This window comes from Burkholderia sp. Bp9031 (genome assembly GCF_003857965.1).
In the GTDB taxonomy this organism is placed as follows: Bacteria; Pseudomonadota; Gammaproteobacteria; order Burkholderiales; family Burkholderiaceae; genus Burkholderia; species Burkholderia ambifaria_A.
Genome location: NZ_QTPW01000072.1, coordinates 1 through 3,340 on the forward strand (window position 1 = coordinate 1; position 3,340 = coordinate 3,340).

Annotated in this window: 2 protein-coding genes; both read right to left on the minus strand. The window is 59.8% G+C overall.

Annotation, left to right across the window (positions count from 1 at the left end; genetic code table 11):
* Positions 1–54: 54 nt before the first annotated feature.
* On the minus strand, positions 55–2,406 hold the full coding sequence (locus DIE15_RS36445) for a type VI secretion system Vgr family protein (RefSeq protein WP_124835863.1): 2,352 nt from the start codon (positions 2,404–2,406) through the stop codon (positions 55–57).
* Positions 2,407–3,153: 747 nt separating this feature from the next.
* The coding region (locus tag DIE15_RS36450; protein WP_185643121.1) for an AAA-associated domain-containing protein at positions 3,154–3,340 on the minus strand (187 nt) is incomplete at its 5' end.

The following is a 3,340-nucleotide window of genomic DNA, read 5'->3' on the forward strand; positions in this document are numbered from 1 at the left end:
TCGGGACCGCGAGACCGGCTTTGGGCAGAAACGGCGGGCTGATAATCATGATCGTTATTGTGTGTGGCTGTATTTGGCGCTGGGCTGGTAGTCACTCACCGGCAGTTGCGGCAAGTTGATGGACGTATTGCCAGGCCCTTCGAACGTGAACGAGGCCGCCCTGATACGGAATTCACCTGGACAGTTAAAGACGACATTGCCGTCCTCGATGGTCATTGACGCGCCGCCGCTGGCCACCATCGCACCAGTCTTGGCATTCACGAGCACATTCGCGTTGGCGCTCGACACGTGCAATTGCTCGTCGGAGAAGAGATCCATCGGAGCACGTTGTGCTTGCAACTCGATTTTCCCTTTCGAGAAAATCTTGATGCCAAGCTTGTGCGCACACAGCGAGATCAGGTCACCGGCTACCATGCGCAGGCGCCTGACGACGCTCACGTCCATATCCCGGCCCGCGGTGACGATTACGTTCTCGCCCGCCGAGTGCTGCGCCGATTTCGGTGTCACGAACGCCATGCCGCCGGGGGCACTGGCAAGCAGCCCCGCGTCGCGAAGTTGATTCAGGCTGTCGAGCAACGCCGCCTGCATCGCGCGGTCCGCAGGCTCGGCCTTGACCTGCGTCGTCGCAGCCGCAAGGTCCGTTACGCGCTGCAATGCAGCCTTGAGCTGCGCGACAGCGGCGGGCATATCGAGGTGCGGCGTCGCGGATCCACCTGCTGCATCTGCCGAGACGAACAGCCCCTTCGGCGCCCGCACCGTGCCCCAGTTCTGCGTGGTCAGTTCGAAGCCCTCGCCGCGCTTGTTCTTCCCACCGTCGACCAGATGGCCCATGTTGAGCGACGATTGTCCGAACACCGTCGCCAGGCGGATGCCCTCGTGCTCTTTCAGATCCTCGAAGCGCAGCTTGTTGCCAAGCAACGGCGAACGGAACACGGCACGGCTGTACCAGCCCTCCTTGCCATGCACGAGGTCCCGACGCGCATGGTCATGCAGGGCTCCTGCGATCAATAAGCGATCGCAATTTCCTTGAGTCGCGACAATGCGTACTTCCGACCGCGGCAGCAATGGAATGTGCAGGCCGCCCTGATACGACGCCGACGTACGCAGCAGGCGCAATGGCATGCTGTTCGTGCCGCGCTTGCCGCTGTGCCGCGTGAACAGAAGCCTGACGCGATAGCGGCCGTACTCGTCCATCCATGCGTACGGCTCGTCATCACCGGACTCGACCACACCGATCAGCATGCCGGTGACCCATCGCCAGTGCTTTTCAGGAACATATTCCGGCCGGTAGGTCTGGTGCGCGGGAATCGCTTCGAAGGTGTTGGTCACGGACTGGCTGCGACTGCCGGTCGTGACAAGTCGCGTGATCACCATCCCGTGCGGCGCCTCCGGCACCACGTCATGGGTGATCCGCACCACCATGCCGGGCGTCATGCCGATTACGTTACTCGTGCCCGCGAGCCGCATCTGCCGCGTGAGCAGTTCGTCACGACGCGCGTCAGCCAGCGCCTGCCCTTCGTCGACCGAATGGAAATGCTCGACGCTGCGGTTCATGCTTCCGTACACCGAACGGTCGTCATTGGCCACGACCGATTCAACCTGCAGTGGATCGTCGGGTACACGATAGTTGCGATCCCATTCGCGCACCTTCTGCGGCACCAGCGCGCGCGTGACTTCCAGCGTCAGAATCGCCTCGTGCCAGCTCGCCAGACCAGAATGCGGTAGCAACGGCACCTCGATCGCTCGCATATAGCCGCGCGGCGTATTGCCGAACACCAACGTGTCGCGTTGCGGGCCGTCCTCCTTCTTCGCCTGCTTGAAGTAGTAATAGACTCCCGCGCGCCGGCAATGTCGTTCGATAAAGTTCGCGACCGTCTCTTCGTACATCACCGTTTGTTCCAGCTTCCCATCGAACCCGTCCAGCTCGAACTCGACATCGAAGGACTGGAACAGATTGCGATCGACGATCACGTCGGTCAGCAGCTCACGAAACGACTTGTCCAGAAATACTGCCGAATCGTGCACCTCTTCGAGCAGCGAGAGACGCGGCTTCAGGTGCAGTTGATAGGTCGCCTCGTCGCGAGACGTTTTGACGCGTGTCCATTGCGTGACGACGCCGTGCACGGTACGCGCAGCATGCCGAACCGGATCGATCACACCGGCCATCGACGGCACGGACGCGTATTCCTCGATCGTGAAGATCGCGGGCCGACCGACGATCGTCGCACCGTCGATCCGTTTGTCTTGCGACGTCACGGTGATGTCCGCGAGGAATCGCGTATTCATTTCCTCGGTCAGGACAAACGACAGAACGGAGATCGGCTCGTCCAGCGTCGCGATCTCCAGATGCAGCGGTTGGGTAACGACCGAACCGGGGTGTTTCAGCACATCCTGAATGGTTGGCATGGCTGCTGTTGAACGAGAGGTTGGACACCGGCACGTTCGCCCACGCATGCATTCGGGGACGCAGTGCCACTACGCTCTCGCCAGTGAAGCATATGCTCACGAAAATGAACACACGCTGCCCCAGACCCGATAAGCCGTCATCTTTTACGATATGCTCACAGCCCCGAGCCGCATTTGAGTGATTTTTTTATTTCTCTGTCCCTGGACTATTTCAATATCTCTTCTCTCGAGACACCGATAGAGCCGAATCCCTGGATGGAGCAACAGGCCGGCAAGCCTCATACTTTTGGGGTGCGCGGCAGCTACCCCCCAGTGCCATTCCCCGTCACGAAAAATCAATTCTTCTAAAAATTGAATTAATTAACGCTCGAGAAGCGTTCGACATAGCATCCTCGAAATCCGCCCACTTTCGCACAACATCGACCCATTACCTCTGCAAACAATCGAATCGAACAATGTAGAAAATTGTCACACGATAGTTGCGATTCGATCTCGCTATTCTTGAGATGACTCATCGGGGCTGTTAGACCGGCATTATGATCGGACGGCGGTATGGTGCGGTGTTGCGCGGAAACCGGAATGACGCTCGGGGTCGTTTCCGGTCTGATCGGATAGCTCTTCGATTGGCCTGGCCGGCACCTTCACGGCCGCACAGCCGGCAGCGCTGCCGGCTGTGCGGCAAGCTCCGGCGTCGGCGCGACATCGATGACGGATGGACGTCGCGCCCTATGTATCGACTTCCAGACTTTACGACTCCACATCCTCGAGACTGAACACTTCCGTCTTGTCGTTGTACGAGAACACTTCTCCGTAACGCCCCCAGTCGATCACCGCGTCGAGCGTTTCCTCAGCCGCTTCGTCCGACAGGAAATCCTCCAGCTCCTGCTCGAAGCGCACGCGCGGCGCGCGATGGCCCGGGCGCTCGTTCAGCACC